This window comes from Halorussus vallis, assembly GCF_024138165.1.
Classification (GTDB): domain Archaea; phylum Halobacteriota; class Halobacteria; order Halobacteriales; family Haladaptataceae; genus Halorussus; species Halorussus vallis.
The window spans coordinates 1,814,358-1,836,414 of record NZ_CP100000.1; the positions used below are offsets into that span (position 1 = coordinate 1,814,358).

23 protein-coding genes are annotated in these 22,057 nt (G+C 67.0%); 10 read left to right on the forward strand and 13 right to left on the reverse strand.

Going from position 1 to position 22,057, the window contains the following annotated elements:
• Window positions 1-159 precede the first annotated feature (159 nt).
• Window positions 160-2,628 (reverse strand): outer membrane protein assembly factor BamB family protein, encoded by a 2,469-nt coding sequence (locus NGM07_RS09270; RefSeq protein ID WP_253519789.1) that lies wholly within the window; start codon window positions 2,626-2,628, stop codon window positions 160-162.
• A gap of 152 nt (window positions 2,629-2,780) precedes the next feature.
• Between NGM07_RS09270 and NGM07_RS09275 the strand changes: the two genes are divergently transcribed.
• The 3 genes from NGM07_RS09275 to NGM07_RS09285 all read left to right on the forward strand — a co-directional run bounded on the left by NGM07_RS09275 (window position 2,781) and on the right by NGM07_RS09285 (window position 5,950).
• Complete coding sequence (locus NGM07_RS09275) at window positions 2,781-3,194, forward strand: VanZ family protein (protein ID WP_253519791.1); 414 nt, start codon at window positions 2,781-2,783, stop codon at window positions 3,192-3,194.
• A 452-nt stretch (window positions 3,195-3,646) separates the two neighbouring features.
• On the forward strand, window positions 3,647-4,732 hold the full coding sequence (locus NGM07_RS09280; protein ID WP_253519794.1) for an archaeosine biosynthesis radical SAM protein RaSEA: 1,086 nt from the start codon (window positions 3,647-3,649) through the stop codon (window positions 4,730-4,732).
• Between the two features lie 501 nt (window positions 4,733-5,233).
• Window positions 5,234-5,950 (forward strand): hypothetical protein, encoded by a 717-nt coding sequence (locus NGM07_RS09285; protein WP_253519797.1) that lies wholly within the window; start codon window positions 5,234-5,236, stop codon window positions 5,948-5,950.
• Window positions 5,951-6,095: 145 nt separating this feature from the next.
• Here NGM07_RS09285 and NGM07_RS09290 read toward each other — a convergent pair whose 3' ends face one another.
• Together NGM07_RS09290 and NGM07_RS09295 are read right to left on the reverse strand one after the other, a co-directional pair.
• On the reverse strand, window positions 6,096-6,626 hold the full coding sequence (locus NGM07_RS09290; protein ID WP_253519799.1) for a hypothetical protein: 531 nt from the start codon (window positions 6,624-6,626) through the stop codon (window positions 6,096-6,098).
• Window positions 6,623-7,300, reverse strand: a complete 678-nt coding sequence (locus tag NGM07_RS09295) for a hypothetical protein (RefSeq protein WP_253519802.1) — start codon at window positions 7,298-7,300, stop codon at window positions 6,623-6,625. Before NGM07_RS09295 ends, NGM07_RS09290 begins: the two co-directional genes overlap by 4 nt.
• A gap of 286 nt (window positions 7,301-7,586) precedes the next feature.
• On the opposite strand from NGM07_RS09295, the gene NGM07_RS25320 reads away from it, so the two are divergent.
• The gene (locus tag NGM07_RS25320) at window positions 7,587-7,712 is read left to right on the forward strand and encodes a hypothetical protein (RefSeq protein ID WP_256525188.1); all 126 of its coding nucleotides are present in this window, start codon (window positions 7,587-7,589) and stop codon (window positions 7,710-7,712) included.
• Window positions 7,709-7,882, forward strand: a complete 174-nt coding sequence (locus NGM07_RS09300; protein ID WP_253519804.1) for a hypothetical protein — start codon at window positions 7,709-7,711, stop codon at window positions 7,880-7,882. Before NGM07_RS25320 ends, NGM07_RS09300 begins: the two co-directional genes overlap by 4 nt.
• A 312-nt stretch (window positions 7,883-8,194) precedes the next feature.
• On the opposite strand, the gene purQ is transcribed toward NGM07_RS09300, so the two are convergent.
• Together purQ and purS are read right to left on the reverse strand one after the other, a co-directional pair.
• Entirely contained in the window at window positions 8,195-8,872 is a 678-nt protein-coding gene (gene purQ / locus NGM07_RS09305; protein WP_253519806.1) for a phosphoribosylformylglycinamidine synthase I, read from the reverse strand.
• On the reverse strand, window positions 8,869-9,123 hold the full coding sequence (gene purS, locus NGM07_RS09310; RefSeq protein ID WP_253519809.1) for a phosphoribosylformylglycinamidine synthase subunit PurS: 255 nt from the start codon (window positions 9,121-9,123) through the stop codon (window positions 8,869-8,871). The genes purQ and purS overlap by 4 nt, the downstream gene beginning before the upstream one ends.
• A 155-nt stretch (window positions 9,124-9,278) precedes the next feature.
• Between purS and NGM07_RS09315 the strand changes: the two genes are divergently transcribed.
• The 3 genes from NGM07_RS09315 (at window position 9,279) to NGM07_RS09325 (ending at window position 11,913) form a co-directional block, all read left to right on the forward strand.
• Entirely contained in the window at window positions 9,279-10,280 is a 1,002-nt protein-coding gene (locus NGM07_RS09315; protein WP_253519812.1) for a formyltetrahydrofolate deformylase, read from the forward strand.
• 240 nt (window positions 10,281-10,520) lie between these two features.
• Window positions 10,521-10,898 carry a hypothetical protein gene (locus NGM07_RS09320; RefSeq protein ID WP_253519814.1) on the forward strand — a complete coding sequence of 126 codons (378 nt, stop codon included), beginning with the start codon at window positions 10,521-10,523 and terminating at the stop codon, window positions 10,896-10,898.
• Window position 10,899: 1 nt separating this feature from the next.
• A complete protein-coding gene (locus NGM07_RS09325) occupies window positions 10,900-11,913 on the forward strand; it encodes an arylsulfotransferase family protein (RefSeq protein ID WP_253519816.1) in 1,014 nt (337 codons plus the stop codon).
• A 358-nt stretch (window positions 11,914-12,271) separates the two neighbouring features.
• On the opposite strand, the gene NGM07_RS09330 is transcribed toward NGM07_RS09325, so the two are convergent.
• Window positions 12,272-13,345, reverse strand: coding sequence for a phosphoribosylaminoimidazolesuccinocarboxamide synthase (locus NGM07_RS09330; RefSeq protein WP_253519818.1), 1,074 nt, complete (start codon window positions 13,343-13,345; stop codon window positions 12,272-12,274).
• 496 nt (window positions 13,346-13,841) lie between these two features.
• Here NGM07_RS09330 and cofH point away from each other — a divergent pair, with 496 nt between their 5' ends.
• Entirely contained in the window at window positions 13,842-15,236 is a 1,395-nt protein-coding gene (cofH, locus tag NGM07_RS09335) for a 7,8-didemethyl-8-hydroxy-5-deazariboflavin synthase subunit CofH (protein ID WP_253519820.1), read from the forward strand.
• 7 nt (window positions 15,237-15,243) lie between these two features.
• Window positions 15,244-15,807, forward strand: a complete 564-nt coding sequence (locus NGM07_RS09340) for a metal-dependent hydrolase (RefSeq protein ID WP_253519822.1) — start codon at window positions 15,244-15,246, stop codon at window positions 15,805-15,807.
• A gap of 29 nt (window positions 15,808-15,836) precedes the next feature.
• Here the strand turns inward: NGM07_RS09340 and NGM07_RS09345 are convergent, their stop codons facing one another.
• The 7 genes from NGM07_RS09345 to NGM07_RS09375 form a co-directional block, all read right to left on the reverse strand.
• The gene (locus tag NGM07_RS09345) at window positions 15,837-16,031 is read right to left on the reverse strand and encodes a hypothetical protein (protein ID WP_253519824.1); all 195 of its coding nucleotides are present in this window, start codon (window positions 16,029-16,031) and stop codon (window positions 15,837-15,839) included.
• 144 nt (window positions 16,032-16,175) lie between these two features.
• Window positions 16,176-17,294 (reverse strand): 7,8-didemethyl-8-hydroxy-5-deazariboflavin synthase subunit CofG, encoded by a 1,119-nt coding sequence (gene cofG, locus NGM07_RS09350; RefSeq protein ID WP_253519826.1) that lies wholly within the window; start codon window positions 17,292-17,294, stop codon window positions 16,176-16,178.
• Window positions 17,295-17,330: 36 nt separating this feature from the next.
• A complete protein-coding gene (cofC, locus tag NGM07_RS09355) occupies window positions 17,331-17,966 on the reverse strand; it encodes a 2-phospho-L-lactate guanylyltransferase (RefSeq protein WP_253519828.1) in 636 nt (211 codons plus the stop codon).
• 344 nt (window positions 17,967-18,310) lie between these two features.
• Window positions 18,311-19,102 carry a hypothetical protein gene (locus tag NGM07_RS09360; protein WP_253519830.1) on the reverse strand — a complete coding sequence of 264 codons (792 nt, stop codon included), beginning with the start codon at window positions 19,100-19,102 and terminating at the stop codon, window positions 18,311-18,313.
• On the reverse strand, window positions 19,080-20,261 hold the full coding sequence (locus tag NGM07_RS09365) for a tubulin/FtsZ family protein (protein ID WP_253519832.1): 1,182 nt from the start codon (window positions 20,259-20,261) through the stop codon (window positions 19,080-19,082). The genes NGM07_RS09360 and NGM07_RS09365 overlap by 23 nt, the downstream gene beginning before the upstream one ends.
• 260 nt (window positions 20,262-20,521) lie before the next feature.
• Complete coding sequence (locus NGM07_RS09370; protein WP_253519835.1) at window positions 20,522-21,439, reverse strand: complex I NDUFA9 subunit family protein; 918 nt, start codon at window positions 21,437-21,439, stop codon at window positions 20,522-20,524.
• A gap of 195 nt (window positions 21,440-21,634) precedes the next feature.
• Window positions 21,635-22,033: a hypothetical protein gene (locus tag NGM07_RS09375; RefSeq protein ID WP_253519837.1), complete on the reverse strand. Its 399-nt coding sequence runs from the start codon at window positions 22,031-22,033 to the stop codon at window positions 21,635-21,637.
• Window positions 22,034-22,057: the final 24 nt, after the last annotated feature.

Here is a 22,057-nt window from a genome sequence, read left to right on the forward strand (position 1 = left end):
TGTTAGTCGTTGTCGTGCACGTGTAACGGGTTTCGGTTACGTCAGTATCTGCCGGGCGCCGAATCGCCGACGGCGGCGACTTCCGTCACCGACCCGCCGCGACCCGAGGGGACGTAAAATAGCGGCCGAACGCCGACCGAAATCCGGCGACCGGGCGTCTCAGTTTCCGCGCTCGAAGGCGTAGACTCGACCGTCCGCGTCGCCGACGTAGACGCCGGTGTCGTCGACCGCGGGCGTCCCGTAGAGACAGCCGAACGTCTCGTACCGAGCCGTCTCGGAGCCGTCGGCCGCGTCGAGCGCGTAGATTCGCCGGTCGTCGGAGGCGACGTAGACCGACCCGCCGGCGACCGCCGGGGCGCTGACGGACTGGCCGGTCCGCATGAAGTGCGGGAGGTCGTCGGCGAGGTCGAAGCGCCACCGCTTCGACCCGTCGGCCGCGTCGTACGCGAGCAGTTCGCCGTCCGAACCGGCCTCCGACCCGCCGATGGACTGGCCGGCGTCGTAGACGCCGACGGCGTACACCGCTCCGTCGGCCGCGACGAGCGAGTCGACGGCGTTCGAGTCGTCCGAGAGCGGGGCGCGCCAGCGCTCGGTCCCGTCGGCCGAGCGAGCGACGAGCGCGCCGTCGCCCGCCGACTCGCCGACGTAGAGGGTGCTGTCGGCGGCCGCCAGCGCCGAGGTCGACTCCCCGACGGTCGCCCGGCGTTCGCCGGTTTCGCCGTCGAGAATCCAGACGCAGTTCTCGGTCGGGACGTAGACCGCGCCGTCCATCGCGACCACCGAACCGGTGATCACGTCGTCGATACGCTCCTCGTCGGGCGAGGACCGGTAGACCCACCGGCGCTCGCCCGTCTTCGCGTCGAGCGCGGTGACCGCCGAGTCGGTCTCGGCCGCGTCCTCGTTCGCGAAGTAGACCGCGCCGCCGGCGACCGCCGGTCGGCCGACGCCGTCGGCCACGCGGGTCCGCCACCGCTTGTCGCCGGTTTCGGCGTCGAACGCGTACATCGTCCACGGCGACTCGGCGCGCTCGCCGACGCCGTAGTAGACTGTGCCGTCGGCGACGACCGGCCGGTAGCTCATCGGCCCCTCGTAGCCGGTCGGCGCGTGCTTCCACTTCACCTCGCCGGACTCCGCGTCGAACGCCCGGAGGACGCCCTCGAAGTCGACCACGTAGGCGACGCCGTCGGCGACAGTCGCGTCGGTCCGGGTACCTGCGGTCACGTCGGCCCGCCAGCGCGCGGCCGACTCGCCCGAGATGGCGTAGACGTAGCCCGCCCGGCCGGAGACGAACACCGCGCCGTCGAGGACCGCGACGCTGCTCGGCGAGGCGTAGGGCTGGGGCGCCCGCAGGGGGACCCGCCAGCGCTCGGTCCCGTCGGACGGGTCGAGTTCCACGACCGACTCGGGTTCGGACTGGTCTTCGCTCAGGGTCGTGCAGTAGACCGCGTCGCTCCCGGCAGATATCGACCGGCCGAGGCCGTCGACCTTCCACTCGATGGACCCGTCTTCGGCGTTCGCGGCCCAGATCAGTTCGGGGACGTAGACCCGACCGTGGGCGACGGTCGGCGGGCGCGCGAGGCGCTTGGGTTCGAGGTCGGTCCGCCAGCGGACCGACGACCCGGCGACGTCGACCGCGAGCAGTTGGGCCGTGAGCCCCGAGAAGTCGCCCGAGTCCGTGCGAGTTTCGTAATAGTGGCCGGTGAGGTAGACCGTCCCATCGTCGACCGCGGGCGCCGAGAGCCGGGGGTTGTGGGTGTCGTCGCCAAAGACGTCGACGCGGCTCTCGGTCGTGCCGTCGGCGGCGTTCAGGCGGAACAGCGTCCCGTGGTCGACCGCGTAGACCGAGCCGTCGCCGACCGCCAGCGAGAACGGCGTCGAGCGGTAGCGGGTTCCCACCGTCCCGCTCCCGGAGAGTTCGGTCTTCCAGGTCCGGTCGCCGGACGCGGCGTCGAGCGCGTAGGCGAACCGCCGGTCGTCGCCGCCCAAGATCATCGTCACGTAGGCCGCGTCGCCGTCGACCGTCACGGCCGACGACTGGTCGGTTTCGTCGGTGGGGGCCGACCCGCAGGAGTCGCCGCTCGCGGCGTCGTTGCGCTCGGGGGCCGTGAACGTCCACTTTCGAGCGCCGTCGCCCGCTCCGAGCGCGTAGACGTGCGGGCCGGTGGCGACGAAGACGGTGTCGCCCTCGACGGTCACCGGACCGACGTCGGAAACCGAGCCGAGTTCCGTCTGCCACTCGACGGACCCGGACGCGACGTCGAGCGCGCTGACGGTGCCGCCGTCGTCGAAGGTGTACGCGGTGCCGTCGGCGACGACCGGCGAGGCGAGGTCGGGTTCCCGGTCGTCGCAGACCTTCGTGCTCCAGTCGATCCACGGCGTCGACGCGACGCCGCGCGCGTCGGGATTCGCGCCGGTGTTGCGGGCGTCGCTGTGGTAGGTCGTCCACGCGCCGCCGACGGAGGGGGAGTCGGCGGGCGACCGGTCGACGGTCTGCGGGTCGCTCCGGGCCGCGCGCTCGGGGGCCGCGTCGGCCGACGTCCCGGTGCCGACGCCGGCGAGGGTCGCCGCGCCGAGCGAGAGACCGACAGTCTTCAGGAGGGTGCGCCGTTGGGCGTGTGGCTCGTTCATCCACGCGGCTTTTCGATGCACGACAAGTTTATTATCGGGAGGCAAAACTGTGTCAGAAAATCGGACGAACCGCTTATGGACCGGCTAGACGTTCCATCTCGGCGGAACGTCCATCGCAACACCTTTCCTCGTCATGGCGCAACCGGCTACCGATGGAGGTTCGTCTCGGCCGCAGGTTCCAGTGGGTCGGCGTCGCGCTCGTCGCGGGAGTCATCTTCTACGGGTCCGTCCTCGACTCGCCGGGTGCGAGCCTATCGCCGACCGGTCCGCTCGGACTGGTCGGCCTGGACAAGTGGCTCCACGCGCTGGGGTACGCCGCGCTCGGGGCCGCGCTGGCGGTCGCGCTCCGGGGCGACGCCGACCGCGCGATTCTCCTCGCGGTCGTCGTCTCGGTCGGCTACGGCGTCGGCATCGAGTTCGTGCAGGCCGCGATTCCCGCCCGCCACTTCTCGGTGGCAGACATGGCGGCAGACACCGTCGGGGCCGCGGTCGGCGCGGGGGCGACCGCAGGCCTGCTCCGCCTGCTGGAGCGCGTTCGGCGGCGCGCCGCCGCCGAACGCATGTAGCGCTCGACTAAACGTTCGACCGGTTTCGTGAATCTTCACCAGCCGCCGGAAGCGCTCGGTGACACGAACCACCGGGAGCGCCCGACCGACTGAACCGCCGGAAGCGCTCTACCGACCAGCCGGCAGAAGCGCCCGACTGACCAACTGCCGGGCGGGACTGAAAGGGGCCGCCCGCTCGCGGGCCGGAGGCCCGTGGTCGTCTCAGCGACCCCTATCCGGCGAGCGGCGGAGCCGCGAGGCGGATATGTCGGTGAGCGACCGCGAGCGGGCGGGGGCTTTCGAAGTATTCGCTGTCGCAGTTACGATTTTCTCATCACGAAACGGGCGGCCAGCGATTTCCGGGGCGGTCACATTTCCCGCGAGTCCGCCGGTCTAATACCAGCAATCGAGGACCCAGACCCCTTCTTCTCGTAGCGAAGCCGCTTTACGGACCCGACCGCTACGTCCCGCCAATGAGCAAGCCGAGTCCCGACGTGTACGAGCAGGGCCGGGGGATGGACGCGCACAACAAGGTGATGCGCGAGATACGGGCCCAGAAGGACAAGACGTACGACCCCCACGAGCCCACCCGGGTGTGGATCGACGAGGACCGGACGCCCGACGGTGTCTACCAGAGTCTCACCATCATCCTCAACACCGGCGGGTGTCGGTGGGCGCGGGCCGGCGGGTGCACGATGTGCGGCTACGTCGCCGAGTCGGTCGAGGGCGGGTCGGTGGCCCACGAGGCACTGATGGACCAGATTCAGGCCTGCCTCGACCACGAACAGGAGCAGATAGAGGCCGGCGAGGCCGACGGAAAGTGCGGCCTGGTGAAGATGTACACCTCCGGGTCGTTCCTCGACGAGCGCGAGGTCGGCGCCGAAACCCGCCGGGCCATCGCCGAGACGTTCGCCGACCGCGACCGCGTCGTGGTCGAGAGCCTGCCGGACTTCGTCGACCGCGAGAAAATCGAGGACTTCACCGACCAGGGCCTGGAAACCGACATCGCGGTCGGCCTCGAAACTGCGACCGACCGAGTGCGCCACGACTGCGTGAACAAGTACTTCGACTTTGAGGACTTCGTCTCGGCGAGCGAACACGCCGAGGCCGCTGGCGCGGGCATCAAGGCCTACCTGCTGATGAAGCCGCCGTTCCTCAGCGAGTCCGAGGCCGTCGAGGACATGAAGTCCTCCGTGCGCCGCTGCGCGGAGTACGCCCACACCGTCTCGATGAACCCCACGAACGTCCAGCGCTACACCATGGTCGACCAACTCTACTTCCGGGACGGCTACCGCCCGCCGTGGCTCTGGTCGGTCGCCGACGTCCTGGAGGACACCGCCGACGCCGACGCAATCGTGGTGTCGGACCCCGTGGGCCACGGGAGCGACCGCGGCCCCCACAACTGCGGCGAGTGCGACGACCGGGTCCAGAAGGCCATCAAGGACTTCGACCTCCGCCAGGACCCCTCGGTGTTCTCGGAAGTGTCCTGCGAGTGCGAGGCGACCTGGGAGGCCGTGATGGAGCGCGAGAAGAGCTACAGCCTGCCGCTGGCGCGGTAGCGATTCGAGACGGGCGAGCATAGCTCTAACCGGCCACCCGCGGTTCTCGGCGACGTTTTCCACCGCCTCTCAACGACGACCAGCCGACGGTGAGGCTCGGCGACACAGCTCGTAGGGCGGGACCGAAAGGGACCGGGCGCTACACGAACCCCGGCGACGTGTTCGTGAGCGAAGCGAACGAACGCTCGGAAGACGAGCGAAGCGATGTCTTCCGGTGTAAGCACCGCATGGAATACCCTTCGGGCACGACCGAGGGGCGCAACGAGTTGCGAGAGTCGAGCGTCCGGGGGCTTTCGAGGCGGTGCTGTTCACAGTTGTTGCGGTCTTCTACAGCGAGCAGATATGATTCCAGTGAAACAGCATGCTTATTTTTGACGGCTGTAGACACTATCTGTGAACCGCCGCCCCTTCCTCCAATCGCTCGCAGCGGGGAGTGCACTCCTGACGGCAGGATGTGCCTCGTCACTTCCCGGAACCGCCAACCAACCGGAAACTGCCGACGTGTTCGAGGAGTATCGGTTCGAGGGAACGGAGCTCGTCGTCGAGTTCCGAGACACTGCCGACGTTCGAAAGGTGGTCCTCTATAACTCGTCCACGGACGAAGAGTACGAGGTCATCGAGCACCCACCGAGTGTGGTCCGGTTTCGAGTCGTATTCCCGGACCGGATGGACACGTCCATCGCTGACTCTCTCCACGTCAAGGCCAAGACCTCGGACGGGTGGGCCGAGGAGTGGATTTCCGAAACCGTTCACGCTCACTTGGAGGGCATCGAAGTCCTCCAGGATGGCCGCGCTCGATTTGACGTGATGAACCAGGGTCGAGCGCCGCTTCTCATTCAGTTCGTCGGGATTTACGGCGATGTCCCGAACCCGACGGTCGACCCGCAAAACGACTCGTTCGACCGGTCGTCGCTCGACTACGGTCCGAGCATCATCGGCATCGGAGAAAACCGACCGCTCACTCCGTCTCGAACCGATCTCGTCGTTCCCTCGGGGGAAACGGCATCATTTGAGACAAGGTACGCCCCGTTCGCGTTCCTAAACGGTGCTGACGCAGCGGACTGCAGCGGCAAAGAGCGAACGGGCCAGCTTGCGGTCGTGCACGCGTCGGGAGGCAGTGCCTCGTACTCGTTCTCGTACCGCCTCAGCGGGGACCCGACTGCCGTCGAGGGACGCTCGGCAGAAATCTGCAATCTCACGGATTCTCCACGGAATTGATTTAGTCTCGCCGGCTGTGTCGAAATCGTCGTCACGCCCTTCGATTTGCTACGAAGGTAGTTTCCGGCCGCATCCCCGGAAACCAGTGAGGAGAGCAGCTCTTCGCTGTGTTAACTTTAAGGGGTGTCAAAAGAGCGAAAACGACCTAAAACCACTCGCCGCCACAGCCCATGCTCGTTTGAACCGTCTGGCTCCGCGTCTTCCCTTCCTCGACCAACACGTCGGTCGCCGACTCGTTGCAGTCGAACTGCGAGCGCGGGACCCCGACCGTCTTCGACCGGTTGCCGACGGCGATTCCGATTCCGTATTTCCGGGACTTCCTCAACTCCATCGCGAGCACCGACTCTGGTTCGAAATCGTAGCTTCGCTCGAACCACGGATTCTGACTCCCGCCCGGACCGATTCCCACCTTAATCTCCCGACGCTCGCCGGTCCGATTCCAGACCCACACTTGGTGGGTCTGCGTACCGCTTTTGCCGACCACCAGCGCGGCGAACGGCGTCGGGGTTTCCTCGGCAAAGGGTATCGGAAGACGTCGTTTCACGGTATCTCCGGACTCCTGGCGAACGGCCGGAGGACCGCCGACGAACGGTACCGACGACGCACAGCCAGCGAGTCCGGCGATGAGCGCGGTTCCGGCGAGTCCGAGGAAACGGCGTCTCGTGGGCGCGCTCATGCGGTCGTCGTCGAGCAGGCCATGCTGGTCGTGATGGTGCTCGTCTCGACGTTCTCGGGGCCGACGAGAACGTCCGTGGCCGAGTTGTTGCAGTCGAGTCGCGAGCGCTCGACGGTGACGGTTTCGGCGCGGTCGCCCGCCCGTATCGTCAGTTCGTACGCGCGGGGTTCGCGCAGTTCCACGAGACCCGGCTGACCCGGGTCGAGTTCGACGGTGCGGTCGAGCAGCGTCGTCCCGTCGGTGGTCAGCACGAGGGCGACCGACAGCGCCGCCTCGGTGTCGTTCCACACCGCCACGACGTGGGTCTTGTGCGCGAACGTGTCGGCCGGGCGCTCGCCGACCGCGAACGCGAGTTCGGGGTCGGTCGCCTCGGTCCGCCGGAGGTCGCGCGCCCGCGGAACGCCGCGGTCGACGTCGCTCGGAGCGACTTCCCGGACCGCCGGAGGTTCGCTGTCGGTCGTCGGCGCACCGGTCGTGGTCTTCTCGGTGCCGCCCGCGGTCGTGTCGGTGCTGGTGGTGAGCGCCGTCGTCCCGCCAGTCGTGTCCGTCGTCGTCTCGTCGCCCGTCGATTCGGGGGTCGAACCGAGACAGCCGGCGAGCGCGAGGGAACCCGCGCACGCCCCGGCGGCGGTTCGGAGCAGTCGTCGTCTGGGGAGCGTTCGTCCGGAGGGCATACCGTTCGCGTCAGTTCGCCAAGGTAAGTGTCTTCTGCTGCTATGCGGGCCGATTTCGCCCGACGGCACGGCGACGTTTCCGCGGTTACGGGGGTTTCCGTCGCGGCCTGACTCGCGGTAAAGCGGCGTTCCCGGACGTAGGTTCGTCCTACCGGCGAGATACGCGGCGGATAACAAAGTCCTCCTCCGGCCAACGCCTGTCCCGGGGGTGGCACACCGAGGGCGGCGCGGTCGGCGTCCGGGGGAATTCGCCGTCGCGCCGCCGACCCGGTGTGTCGGACGATAAATGTCCGAGGCAAGGGGCGACTACGAAACCGTCTTCTGTTCGAACGGCTGGATAGAGATACGCGACCGGAGCGACACCGACGACCAGTGGATAGCCACCGACGCGCCCGTCGAGGTCGAGCGATGACCGCGGCGGCGGCGCTGGCGGTATCCGCACTGTTCGCGGTGTCGGCGACGCCGGCGGCCACCGCGGGACCGCTATCGACGTGGTCGCTGCTGATGGTCGTCGCGTGGATGGCCGTCGTCGGCGTGGTCTGGTTGCTGTTGATAGCCTACGGGCGAGCGACGCCGGGCTAGAGCGATTGGAGGTCTGCGAATCTGTGGGGGTTTCCGGGCGAGTTTGGATAGGATAGTTCGGTCGGATTCGGTTTTTCTCTGCGGATTTTGGCGCACTCGAATCCACACCGTCACTCCGAGTGACTGCAACGGTACCTGTGACGACTACCGTGACCGCTACTTACACTCCACATACGAGTGTCCGTGGCGGCTCGCGGTGCTGTCGTTGTCTTCTCGTGGTACAGTTACCGAATCGTGAACTGCGAACGACACCCAGAAGATACCCAGAACACGGAATCCAGAAACCGACGCCAAAATCGCCACGCGAGGAGACTACGACTCGAATCCGCGGAGGATGCCCTGTCCGTCGGTCCCGCCAATGTCGGGGAGCGAGATACGCTCGGGGTGGGGCATCAGCACCGCCACGTTCTCGCGCTCGCCGGCGATGCCCGCGACGTTGCCCTTCGAACCGTTGGGGTTGGCCTCGGGGGAGACCTCGCCGTCCTCGTCGCAGTACCGGAAGAGCACCCGATTCTCGTCCTCAAGTTCCGCGAGCTCATCGTCGGTGATCTCGAAGCGGCCCTCGCCGTGGGCGATGGGGAGTTCGACGACTTCGCCCTCGTCGTAGTGGCGGGTCCAAGGCGTGTCGGCGTTCTCGACGCGGACGTGGATGCGCTCGCACTGGAAGCGCGCCGACTCGTTGGTGGTGAACGCTCCGGGGGTCAGCCGCGACTCGCAGCCGATTTGCGCGCCGTTGCAGACGCCCAGCAGGGGCAGGCCATCCTCGGCGGCCTCGCGAACTTCGGCCATGATGGGGCTGTTGGCGGCGATGGCGCCCGCCCGGAGGTAGTCGCCGTAGGAGAACCCGCCGGGGAGCATCACGCCCGTGGCGTCCTCGGGCAGGCCGTCCTCGTGCCAGACGAGTTCCGCGTCGACGCCGATTTCGGCGAGCGCGCGCTTCGCGTCGCGGTCGCAGTTGCTGCCGCCGAACTGGACGATGGCGACGGTCATTCTCGGGGTTCGACCTCGACGGCGTAGTCGTGGATGGTCGGGTTGGCGAGCAGTCGCTCGGTCATCTCCTCGGCGCGCTCGGCCGCCGACTCAGCCGAGTCGGCGTCGAGGTCGAGTTCGAACCGGTCGGCCGAGCGCAGGGCCGAAAGCTCGAAACCGAGGCGTTCGAGCGCCCGCTTGGTCGTCTCGGCCTCGGGGTCGAGGACGCCCCGTTTTAAGCGCACGGTGACCGTGGCGGTGTAGCCAGTCATCACCCGAAGGTGGTCGTCCATGCTCAAAAGCTCTTTTGGAATCGAGGTTCGTTGCACGTTCGTGTATATCGTTCGGTGAGTGTTGCGCCGAAGCGGTCCCTTTTTCTTCGTGGCGTCGTAGATAACGGAACCATGTCCTCCGTTCCGGTGGTACGATGAGTGCGAACGAGCTGACCGAAATCACCGTCATCGGCGACGACGACACCGGGCTCATCGCCCAAGTGACGTCGCTGCTGTTCGAGCGCGGAATCAACATCGAGGACCTCGACCAGGCGGTCCGAGAGGGGCTGTTCCGGATGACGATGCGGGTCGACACCGCCGAGATGGTCACGACCAAGGAGAAGCTTCGGGACGACCTCCACGAACTCGGGCGCGAACTGGGCGTCGACGTCCGAGTTCGGTTCCCCGCCGACCGCGAAACCCGCCAGATAGCGGTGCTCGTGACCAAGGAGTCTCACTGCCTCGAACGCCTCTGTGAAGCCCAGGAAGCCGGAGAGCTCGACGCCGAAATCGGCGTCGTCGTCGGCAACCACCCCGACCTCGAACCGGTCGCTGCGGAGTACGACATCCCGTTCCACGACGTGGGCGACGAGAACGGCAACCCCGACGAGGACGAACTGCTCGACCTGCTCGCGGAGTACGACACCGACCTCGTGGTGCTGGCCCGCTACATGCGCATCCTCAGCCCGAACGTCGTGTTCCGCTACGAGAGCCGCATCATCAACATCCACCCGAGCCTGCTGCCCGCCTTCCCCGGCGCGAAGGCTTACCGGCAGGCCAAGGAGGCGGGCGTCCGCATCGCGGGCGTGACCGCCCACTACGTCACGACCGACCTCGACCAGGGGCCGGTTATCACCCAGCGGGCGTTCAACGTCCCCGACAGCGCCGCCCGAAGCGCGGGCGAGCAGAACCAGCCGGGCGGGACGACCATCGAAGAGATCAAGGCCCGCGGCCAGCCCCTCGAAGCCGACGCGCTGTTGGAGGCCGTGAAACTCCACCTCAACGACGACGTCGCGGTCCACCGCGGCCGGACCGAGGTCCGCGACAGCGACCGGGACTACCAACTCGGGATGCCCGACGAACTTGCGGAGATCACCCCCGACGCGCCGACCGACGGCGCGCCGGCCGAGCCAGAACCCGACCCCGCCGACGACTGAACCGTCGACTGAATCGTCATACGGTCGAAACCGGCCGTGTCAACGTCTCTCGTTCCGTGACGACTAATCGTACCCCAATCGGGCGCTCGAACGGCCTATGGACCGTTCGAGCGCCCGATTGGGGTACGAGGCCGGGCCGACGGTTGCGGCCGTTGCAGCGAAACGTGGCAGTTCGGTAACGGTGTACTTCCTCGTCTAGCCGGTGGATAACAAAGAGAGATGAACGAGACGGTCCGACAAATGCGTTCTCGGGACGTCGTTAGAGTGCTGATAGCCGGACTCATAGTCGCCGCCGCGGTCCCCGTGGCGACGGGCTATCTCTCCGCCGAGGCCAGTTCGGGCGCGGGACGCCCGACGTTCGACGCAGAACCGCGGGAGGGAATCACGGTCGTCGCGACCGACTCCAACACCTGGATGGGCAAGTCGGGCGGCGGTCCCCGCGCCCGGGCCGAACTCGTGGCGTTCGCCCCGAACGGGTCGACGATGTACTACAACGACACCCACACCCGCTACTGGGACGTCGACCCGGTGAAGAACGAGTCGAAGACGGTGATGTACGTCGCCGCCGACCACCTCAACGAGTCGGAGTGCCACGCCACGACGGTGTGTACCCGTTAACGTGGTCGAGCGCGTCAACCTCTCGACCGGCGAGGTCACGCGACTCTACTCGCGGGTCACACCGCGCAAGCACTCGACGCGGTGGCACGACGCCGACCGCCTCGACAACGACAGCCTTGTCGTCGCCGACATCGCCCAGGACCGGGTGTACGTCGTCAACACCACGAGCGGCCTCATCGAGTGGGAGTGGGACGCCCAGAGCGAGTACCCGCTGAAAGGCGGCGGGCCGTACCCCCACGACTGGACCCACGTCAACGACGTGGAGGTGCTCGACAACGGCACCATCATGGCGAGTCTGCGCAATCAGGACCAGGTGGTGTTCCTCAACCGGAGCACGGGCCTGCTGGAGAACTACACTCTCGGGAAGGAGAACCAGCACGGCATCCTCTACGAACAGCACAACCCCGACTACATCAACGAGTCCCACGGCGGGCCGGCGGTGCTGGTCGCCGACAGCGAGAACAACCGCGTCGTCGAGTACCAGCGTCGGAACGGGTCGTGGAACCGGTCGTGGACCTGGAAGGACGCCCGGATGCAGTGGGCGCGCGACGCCGACCGCCTGCCCAACGGCCACACGCTCATCACCGACTCGAACGGGAACCGCGTCTTCGAGGTGAACGAGCGGGGCAAGATCGTCTGGAGCGTCGACGTGGCGTTCCCCTACGAGGCCGAACGACTGAGCACGGGTGACGAGAGCACGGGCGGCCCCTCCGCGAAGAAGGCCGGCATCCCCTCGCGCACCGGCGGCGGCAGTGCGGGCGACCCCTACGTGGGCCAATCGGGAGGGACCGACCGCGGAGTCCTCGATAGGGCCTGGCACCAGATAGAGGGTCTGCTCCCCGGCCGGACCGCCAACGCGGTGATGTACGTCACGCCTGTCTGGATGGGCGGCGGCGAGGTGCTGGCGCTGGCGATAATCGCGCTGCTGCTGTTGGCGTGGGTCGTCGCCGAACTCTACTGGTCGCCGTGGACCGCCTCGGTCCACAAGCCGATGTCCATCTCTAGGAAGCGCTGAAGGCCGTCGCGGATTTTCGCGATGAATTTCGGTAGCGGTGTTCGGAGACGCGAGTTCGGTGCCGTCTCGACCGTTCTCCGTTGCCTTCGAAGCTAACGGCTCACGCTCTGCATCTACAATCAGACTGCCGTTACCAAATGACTCAACCGCAACTGCGACCGCTACTTGCACGATACACCTGAGTACCGCTACCTCGACCGCCCCGCGCCACACGCCCCCAGCCGATTCGCTCGTTCGCGGACGCTCACTCGCTCATCCCTCGCGCGACGTGGACGCGACTCCAAACAGCGGAGTCGCGCCAGCGCGCGCCGGAGGTTGACGCACAGTCGTGAAACCGTAAAACGAGTGAAAAGCTCTCTCAGAGGTCCCGGACTTCCGCGACCGCATCCTCCAGCGAGGGCACGTCGAACAGGTCCCGGCCGGTGTAGGCGTTCGTGCCGGCGCAGTAGAGGTCGCGCACCGCCCGAATCACGTCGTCGTCGAGCGGTTCGGGGTCGACGTCGCACAGCGACTTCCAGTCGGCGATACCTCGCTCTTTGGCCTCGTCCTTGGCCGCGTCGACGGCCTCGACCCAGTCGGGTTGGGTGCGCTTGTGGTACTGGCGGACGCACTCCTTGCTGACCTGCTGGCCGTGGAAGGAGAAGCGGTTCTCGTCGAAGGTGCCGACCACGTCCGCGACCCGGATTTCCCCGTCGAAGTAGAGGCACTCGATCTTGCCGTCCTCGTGGGTGAGGTCGGCCTTCGAGGCGCGCTCGGTCAGGAGGCGGTTGACCGTCCGGGCGACCGATTCGAGGTCGTCGACGCTGGCCTTCCCGGCGATGCGGTCGGCCTCCTCGCGCGAGAGGTAGCGGTCGCCCTCCTCGTACTTGGTGGAGAACTCCACGATGGGTTCGGTGAGTTGGACGACGCCGTCGGGCCACTCCGCGAAGTCGAGGTTATGGTCGGCGGGGTCGGTGCGCCGCCGAAGGCTGGACCCGACCGGGACGCTGTTGCGGAAGACGACCTCCAGCGGGATGAGATAGTTGTCGCCCGCGGCGGCGTGGTAGGCGTCGTAGTCGTAGTCGCGGCCCTCGCGGGGGAGGTCGGGGACCTGGGTCAGGTCGATGGCCATCTCGGTCGGCGGTTCGGTCGCCTCGATGAGCGGGACGACCTCGCCGCCGGCGTCTCGCGGGTCGTCCCGCCCCGCTCGACCGTCCGAGGCGCTTTTCCCCTCGCGGACGACGCCCCGGTAGTGGGTCGGGACGCCCTCCGCTTCCAGCATCTCGAAGTTGAACGCGCCCATGGCGCAGAGGCTCGCGCCCTTGTCCGGAATCTCGTCGGGCATCTTGCCCCAGTCGAACACCGAGTAGTCGTCGGTGAAGACGAACGCCCCGCGCCCGAGTTCGTCGGCCGTGGGTTCTGCCTCGACGCGGAACTCCTTGACGCTCGTCACGCCGACCGCCTCCGGTCGTCGGTCATGTGCGGGGAGTGGCCGCCGCCGGACTAAGTAGTTTCCATTCCCGTGGGCATGTCCGGGAGCGAACTACCCCGATGTATGCATATTCATGCTCCTTTTCCGAGTTCGAAGGAGTGGGATGTTCACACACGAGGGGGTTCGGCCGACGGCCGAACCCCCGGACGCTCTCGGTGACGCTAACCACCGGAAACGCTCGGTCACACAGCCACTAGGGCGGGACTGAAAGGGGCCGGCCGCTCGCGTTCACTTCAGTCGCCTCAGCGACCCCTGTTCGGGGAGGGCCGCAGGCCCGACCCGAATATGTCGCTGAGCGACCGCGAGCGGCCGGGGGCTTTCGAAACCGTAGCAATCACGCTGGTCGCCGTTGTTCATCGCGAGCGGACAGATACTTTCGAACAGACCACGGTCACGACGACTCCACCCCCTGCCGGAACCCCGCGGTTTTTACGCCTCGCCGCCTTCGAGAGGGACGATGGCAGGCGAGGCCCGGACCAACGTTCCGCGCGACCGGTTCGACTTCGAGCACGTCCCGGAAACCGACCAGTCGTTCGAGAACGCGCTGGCGAACGTCCGCGACGGCGAACGGCTGACGGTCGCCGACGGCGTGGAACTGCTGACCACCGGCACCGACCGCGAGGGCATCGACCTCGCGCGCAAGGAGCGCGTGCTGGAGGTCGCCGACCGCCGCCGGGCCGAGGTCGTCGGCGACGACGTCACGTTCGTCGCCAACCTCAACAACAACGTCACGACCGCCTGCAACACCGGTTGTCTGTTCTGCAACTTCAAGAACACCGCCCAGAACTTCGAGGTCGAGAGCGACGTCGACCACGGCGGATTCACCAAGACGCCCGCCGAATCGCGGGAAATCGTCGCCGACGCCCGCGAGATGGGCATCTACGAGGTCACCTCCGTGAGCGGCCTCCACCCGGCGTTCGCGCTGGACGACGAACACCTCGAGATCCTCGAATCGAGCGACCGCGGCGACCTCAACTACAAGTCGCCGGCGGCCTACGACACCGACCCGGGCACCTACGTCGAGCAGATGGACGCCATGAGCGTCGGCGGCGTCCACCTCCACTCGATGACCCCCGAGGAGGCCTATCACGGCCGCCGGGGCACCGACTGGAGCTACGAGGAGGTGTACGGACGGCTGAAGGACGCGGGCCTCGACAGCGTGCCCGGCACCGCCGCCGAAATCCTCGTCGACGAGGTCCGCGGGGTTATCTGCCCCGGGAAGATCGGGACCGACGAGTGGGTCGAGGCGATGGAGGCCGCGGCGGCGGTCGGCCTCGACACCACCGCGACCATCATGTACGGCCACGTCGAGAACGAGATGCACAGGGTCATGCACCTGAAACGGATTCGGGACCTCCAGGACCGCACCGGGGCGATCACGGAGTTCGTCCCCCTCTCGTTCGTCCACCGAAACACCCCGCTGGTCGAGCGCGGGATGATAGACTCGGGGGCGACGACCCACGAGGACGAACTGATGATCGCGGTCTCGCGGCTCTTCCTCGACAACGTCGAGAACCTCCAGTCGTCGTGGGTGAAGTACGGCGACGAGCAGGGGTTGAAGATGCTGTCGTGCGGCGCCAACGACTTCATGGGTACCATCCTCAGCGAGGAGATCACCAAGCGCGCCGGCGGGGAGTTCGGCGAGTTCCGCTCCTTTGCGGAGTACGTCGAGATGATAACCGCGGTGGGCCGAACCCCCGTCGAGCGCTCGACCGACTACCGCCAGCGGAGGGCCATCGACCCCGCCGACCCGCCGTTCGGCCCGGAACTCGGCCCGGCGGCCGACGGGACGCCGCTGGTCGATTCGGACGCCGCGAACGCCGCCGAGGGGCCGTCGGTCGCCGACGACTGATTCCCGCATGATGAACACCACCCACGCGGCGATGGGGGTCGCGCTTGCGGCCCCGCTGACGGTCCTGGCACCCGAACTCGCGCCCGCCGCCGCGCTCGCCGCCATCGCGGGCGGCGTCTTTCCCGACCTCGACCTCTTCGGCGGGCAGCACCGCCGGACGCTCCACTTTCCGGTCTACTACGCGGTCGCCGCGCTCGTCGCGGGTGCGGCGGCCGCCGTCTGGCCGTCGGTCGAGACGGTCGCGGTCGCGTTCTTTCTGCTGTCGGCCGCGCTCCACGCCGCCACGGACGCGCTGGGCGGCGGCCTCGAACTCCGACCGTGGGAACCCAGCGACGACCGCGGAGTGTACCTCCACCCGGCGAAGCGGTGGATTCGGCCGCGCCGGTGGATTCGCTACGACGGCGCGCCCGAGGACCTGGTGCTCGCCGCCGTCCTGTCGCTTCCGGGACTCCTGCTGTTCGACGGCTTGGTTCGAAAGCTCACGGTCGCCGGCCTCGCGGTGTCGGTCGTCTACACCGCCGTCCGGAAGCGACTGCCGGAGCTAGAGGGTCGGCTCTCGGGCGAGCAGTAGACCGAACGAAGAGTGAGAGTCGTGCGGCGCTATCCTTCCAGCAGTTCGGTGTCGCGCTCCCTGACGTCGATTTCGAGGAACGGGCCGATAACGCTCGAAACGACGAGCCACGTCTCGCCGCCCTCCTCGTAGCGGTCGATCACGCGGAGACTGTCGGTGCTGGAGGAGTTGCGGTTAGAACGGGCGGGGCCGAAGCGGTCTTCGTTTCTGCGGTACCTGGTCATAGTTGGCGTGTGGCATGGACCCCTCTTAACTGTTCTCTGTTATCGGTACCCCCTGCTATCGATTCCTTATACGATATAGAGTCGTCGGTCGGACACGTCGGGGCCACGGGGCGATACCGGTCGAACGAAAACAGGTGGCGGCGACTATCGGTCGAGGACGGCCCGATACCGGGCGCCGGCCTCGTCGTCGGCCTCGATCGCTCCCCGGACCGACTCGGGAATCCAGTCCCGGTCGTCACCCTCGGCGTCGCCGCCTACCTCCTCGGGGAGATACCGCCGGTACACCGGCAGGCGCTCTCGGAGCGGGACACCGGCCTCGTCGGCGATGTCCTCCAGTTCCCGGAGGGCGGGCCACTCGTAGTCGGGGTTGATGTAGTCGTCCGTGATGGGCGACACCCCGCCCAGGTCGTCGACGCCGCAGTCGAGCAGTTCGCGGGTCGGCGAGAGGTTCGGCGGCACCTGGACCGACACCTCCTCGGGCAGGCAGTACCGTGCCATCGCCACGACCCGGCGCATCGTCTCGACCGAGGGCTTCTCGAAGCGCGAGCGCTCGTTGGGCACCACGTTCTGGACGATGACCTCCTGGACGTGGCCGTAGCGCTCGTGGAGTTCGCGGATGGCGAGCAGGCTCTCGGCCCGGTCGCGCCAGTCCTCGCCGATGCCCACCAGGATGCCGGTGGTGAACGGGACGCCGAGTTCGCCCGCGGTCCGGATGGTGGCCAGTCGCTGGCCGGGCGACTTCACCCGCGGGCCGGCGTGGGCGTCGACGTCGGCGGTCGTCTCCAGCATCACGCCCATCGAAGCGTTGACGTCGGCGACCAGTTCCATCTGCTCGCGGGTCTGGTCGCCGGGGTTGCTGTGGGGAAGGAGTCCTTCGTCCAGCGCGAGTTCGCAGACCTCCCGGAGGTAGGAGTGGATGGAGTCGTGGTCCCACTCCGCTAGCTGGTCGTGAATCCGGTCGTAGCGGTCGTCGGGGTCGTCGCCGAACGTGAAGAGCGCCTCCGTACAGCCGGCGTCGGCGCCGGTCCGGAGGACGTCCCGCACCTCCTCGCGCGAGAGTAGCGACGCCTCACCCGGCGCGTCGAAGTAGGTGCAGTAGGTGCAGGTGTACCGGCAGGCGGTCGTCAGCGGAACGAAGACGTTCTTCGCGAAGGTGAGTTCGTCGGCCGGGGAGACGTCCTCGGGTCCGACGGCGAGCAAGCGTTCGACGTCGGCGTCGTCGGGCGAAACCTCCACGTCGTACTCGGCAGCCCCCGGAATCATCGTCGTGACGTTTCGGCGCGGGCCGGAAAACGGTTGCTACTCCCGGACGGCGCGGACCCGACCGCCGTCGGTCGAGAGGACGAATCCGGCGTCGGCGAGCCACGCGCAGGCTCGACCGTCGGAGTGTACCAGCACCTCCGCCAGGTCGACTCGCTCGTCGACGTCGGTCGCTAGCCGGTGGGAGTCGACCGTGGCGACGGACGCATCTACCTCGCGTGCGCGCGCGAGGTGGTCGAGGTAGGACGCGCCGTGGTAGTCGGTCCGGAACTCCGGGTGGGCGACGACCATCGCGTTCGTCCCGCCGCCCCGGCCCGGCGCGAGCACGACGTCGGCCCCCTCGTCCGGGTCGGTCGCGCGGCTCGCGTCGAACAGCCGCGAGAGCGCCTCGGGGGTCGCCAGCGCGAGGTCGGCCATCACGACGGCGACGGGATCGTCCGTCTCGGCGAGCGCGGCGTCGACGGCGGGCGTGAGCGCCCGCTCGTCGACCGTGACCGGGGCGTCGGCGGCCACCGGCGCGGTTGCAAGGACTTCGGGTTCGCGGCCGGCCGCCCGGACGGTCGCTAGCACGTCGGCCAGCATCGCCGCCGCGAACTCGACGCGCTCCTCGGGCGAGAGCGCGTCGGCTAGGCGGGTCTTGGGCTCCTCGGCGGCGTAGGGAACGACGACTCGCATGGGACTCGTTTCGTCTCTGAGTTCCGTCGGCTTGGCTTAAGAGACTGTGGAATGGCGGCGGGTCTGGAATCGAGTTCCAACCTCACCGCGACCGTGAAACCGTGGCTGCGACCGCGACCGCACCGCAGACCGTGACTCACACGACTCGAATGAAGACCGCCACCGCAGGCCACTCATCTGCATCGGGAGTAGCTAGCGACTCGTCTTCGAATCACCGTCCTCATACTGCTCTCTATGCATCATCTCATTACCGACGCAATCACTCAGCAGCGTCGAGAGTCGCGAAAAAGGTAGTCGGAAAACGAAGCCCGCAGTCGGCGCGACGCCGGAACTCCGAGGTACGTCTACCGCAGTTTGTCGTAGCTGTCCTGCTGGGACCGGTACCAGAGGACGCCGCCGACCACGACGACCAGCGCGAGCAGTCCCGCGCCGCCGTACAGCAGCATCTGGGTCTGCTGGTTGGATTTCTGGGCGCTGTCGGCCGTCTTCTTCGCGTCGCCCGCCAACTTCTCCGCGTTCGCGAAGTTCTCGTGGTCGAACGCCGAAACCGCGCTGTCGAGGGTGTTCTTCGCCTCCGAGACGCTCGCGCCGGCGCTTTCGGCCTCGTCGATGGCGTCCTCGGCGTCGGCGATGGCCTGCCGGGCCGCCGCGCTCTCGTCGGTGTAGGGCCGGAACTGCCAACTGTCGATGGACTGGCTGTTGCCGCCCTTCCGGACCTGGTTGAACTCCGCGAGCAGCGTCTGCTGCTTGGCGGTGTCGTAGCTGAAGTCCTCGACCTCGGCGACGGTGCCTTCGAGGGTGACTCGGACCTCGGCCACGTCGTTCTCGACGTTCACCGACTTGTTGAACGACTGGCCGTCGTAGGACTTCTGATTGACCTTGTTGCCGGCCTGGTCGTACATCCGGACCGTCCAGGTGACCTCCGAGAGGTTGGTCCGACCGTTGAGCGTCCACTGTTCGTAGTCGGTGTAGAGTTCCGTCAACGTGAACGTCGACTTGACCTCCTCGCCGACCCGCTTCTTCTCGGGCGCATCGCTGGCCTCGGCCGAAACCGCCGCGGCGGGCGCGACCGCCGAAGCGACCAGCGCCACCGCCAACAGGAGGGTCAGGAGCTTAGAACAGTGGTTCGAGTTCATCGTCGTCGTCCTCCACGAGTTGTTCTAAGTTCTCCTCGCTCTCTTGTTGAATCTCGTCGATGTTCTCCTGAGCCTCGATGGCGACCTGCTGGAGCTCCTTGATGCGCGGGACGTTGTTCACGCCCGACAGCAGTACGACACTGGCGACGTACTGCGAGTCGGCGACTGGGTAGTCGCCGCCCCGGACCTCCATCGAACCGGTCTGCTCTTCGAGCCACTTCCGCCCGCGCTCTATACCTTTCCGGTTGAGGTGCTGGGGCGGGCCGCTCATAACCAGCAGCGCGCGCTCGGTGCCCTCGATTTCGCAGGGGAGGGTGAGCCGTCCGAGCGCCGCCTTCCGGACCAGGCTGGTGATGCGATTGGTCGTGTTGGCGGTGTCGTTCGACCCGTCGTCGTCGCCGCCGGTGAACCGCGAGAGTAGGCCGCCGCCGGCGTTGGCGTTCTCGACTTCCTCGGCCGCGTAGCCGATGGTCGAGACGCCGCCGCCGGCCAGCGTGTTGATGATCTCGCTGGAGTCGACGACGCTCTCTGCGACCTGGTCGCCGCCGCCGACCTCGCCGGCGCCGAAGAGGATGCCGAACCGTCGGACGATCTCCTCGTTGATTTCGGCGTAGCCGCCCGTGATGGACTCGCCGGACTGACGCCAGGCGTCGTTGTCGAACACCATCAGGTTGTCCACCTCGCGGACGAACGTCTGGAACGACCGCGCGGCGTTCAGCGTGTAGATGCCGCCCTCGTCGCCGCCGGGGAGGACACCCAGGCCGTACACCGGTTCGGTGTATATGCGCTTGAGGTGTTTCGCGATTACCGGCGCGCCGCCGGACCCGGTACCGCCGCCCATGCCGGCCACGATGAGGAACGCGTCGACCTCGTGGACCGGGATGTTGTCGATGGCACCCTGGATTTCGTCGATATCTTCTTCGGCGATTTCCGCGCCGAGTTCGTTGTCTGCCCCCACACCGTGACCTTTGACTCGGGACTGGCCGATGAGGACGCGATTGTCCTGAGGAACATTGTCGAGACCCATCAGGTCTGCCTTCGCGGAATTGACCGCGACTGCCGACCGGACGATGTCGCTCCCAGTTCGCTGGTCGTACTCCAGGAACTGGTCGACGATCTTCCCACCTGCCTGCCCGAAACCTATCATTGCGAGCTTCATTTTCCGGACCGTACTCCGTTGGGAGAAACACAGCCACGACGGGGTGATAATCCTTTTGGTCCGTTGGCCGACAACCAGAAACACGCGATTACCGAAAATCGCAAGACGGTAACGGGGTGTTTCACCCCTTCCCTCGGCGACAACAGTTCCCGGACATGTCCGTTTAAGTTTATAGACGAACAGACGTATCAGAGTTAACTGGAAAAGTTACGGAGAGGACGCGGAGGGGAGCGCGGCGACGACCCGCCGAAGGACGCCACTCAGACCGACGCCGACGCGGAGCGAGCGCCCGGCCGGGCGTCGACGCCGAGGTACTCCGCGAGCGTCGTGAGGTCGGCCACCGAGATGCCAAAGGCGTCGATGTCGTTGTCCGGGACGGTGTTGTCGAACCGGAGCGACCGGTACTGGTCGCTGCCAAACGGGACGAACGGGACCGGGTCCGCGAGTCGAAGTCCGAGTCGCGCGAGGGGCATGGGGAGCGGGAGAATCGTCACCGACTTCCCCTCGGCCCGGTAGGCGAGTCGGGTGACGTCGGCGAGCGTCAGCACCTCCGGACCGCCGACCTCGTACGTCTCGCCGTCGTGTTCCTCCTCGACGCAGGCGCCGAGCATCGGCGCGGCGTCCTCGACCCAGATGGGTTGGAAACGCGTGCGCCCGCCGCCGGGCAGGGCGGTGACGTAGGGCGTCGTCAGCTTCTTCGTGAACGAGACGAACTCGCCGCCGTCGCCGAAGATGACCGAGGGCCGGAAGAGGGTGTGGGCGAGTTCCGACTCCTCCACGACCGTCTCGGCCTCGCCCTTCGTGCGGATGTATTCTGTCGGACCGTCGGGATGGGCGCCGAGCGCGCTCATCTGGACGATCTTCCGGACGCCGTGACTTTCGGCGGCCTCGACGACGTTCCGCGTCCCGCCGAGGTGGACCTCGGCGTGGGTGACCCCGCCCGAGGGCTTGGACAGCGGCGACAACGCCACGAGGTTGACCACCGCGTCCTGGCCCTCGAACGCCGACTCGATGGAGTCGTAAGCGGTCACGTCCCCCCGCACGCGCTCGACGTTCGCGGGGAGGTCGGCCTCGTCGGGGTCGCGCGCGAGCACAGTCACGTCGTGCCCGCGGCCGACCAGTTCGTCCACGAGGTTCGTGCCGATGAAGCCGGTTCCGCCGGCGACCAAAATGTTCATACATCGATATTTGTCGGTCGGAACGTAAAGGTAACTGCCGTCGGTCGGGTTTCTGCGGCCCCGTTGAAACCCTCGAGTGGTGACCGGTCCCGGCGAGCGTGCCGAGTACAAAGCACGTATCGGTCACGTGCCCGCGTGTGTCCAACGTTCCGTGCGGAAGAATGGCACGACAGTAATCGCGGGAGAGACGGCGAGTTAGACGATGGAGACGCGGAGGTAGTACCACCGGTTCTCGTACTTCACGTACTCGATTCGGGTCTTGTCGTTGAACTCGAACACGTCCTGTTGGAGGTTACACGAGCAATTGTAGGCCTTCAGGAACGCGTCCCGTTGGGTTTCATTCAGAGCGGAGAAGTTTGCTCGCTTGCTCTCGTTCACCTTCTTCGCGGTCGAGTTACTGATTTCGGTGATAGAGAGTAGATTGTCGCCTTTCTCCGGCTCTGCGGTCGTCGTCGTGGTCGTCGCCGTGGTGGTCGTCGTCGTCGTGGTCGTCGTCGCGGAGGTCGTGTCCGTTCCGGACTGCGTTCCCGCACAACCGGCGGGGGCGATGCCGCTTACGACGAGCAGGGACACGAGGGCTATCCGTAGTCGCATACCGTGAGCAAAATCCGCCCCCGG